The organism is Pseudoalteromonas sp. CO348 (assembly GCF_004208845.1).
Taxonomy (GTDB): Bacteria; Pseudomonadota; Gammaproteobacteria; order Enterobacterales; family Alteromonadaceae; genus Pseudoalteromonas; species Pseudoalteromonas maricaloris.
Genome location: NZ_SGPI01000075.1, coordinates 1 through 356 on the forward strand (window position 1 = coordinate 1; position 356 = coordinate 356).

Here is a 356-nt window from a genome sequence, read left to right on the forward strand (position 1 = left end):
CGATTTTGAACTCACGACCTGTATCAATAGCGGCTTTTTACTCAAAGCGAACCTAGAGTCCCAATTTGACCTGGCTGATGAGTTACTCGTCGGCAATATGCTCACGTTTGAAATTGAGTCACCAGATGCAATATCAACATATTTCACTGGGACTTTGTTTGATATTCAATCTGGTTTTGTGTCTGAGCACACCTGTGGTGCAGAGGTGGTCTTAAAGCCTCGCCTTGAGTTACTTAAGCAAACAGAAAAAAGCCAAATCTTTGTACAAGCCAATATCCAGTCTGTCCTCAATAAGTTGATACAAAAAGCCGGCTATTCACAAGACCGGATAAAATGGCGAGTCACTAAAGATTTAC

General features: G+C 41.6%; 1 protein-coding gene. It reads left to right on the plus strand.

Annotation, left to right across the window (positions count from 1 at the left end; genetic code table 11):
* A partial coding sequence (locus EXT48_RS23580; protein ID WP_130166033.1) for a contractile injection system protein, VgrG/Pvc8 family occupies window positions 1-356 on the plus strand: 356 nt, incomplete at both ends.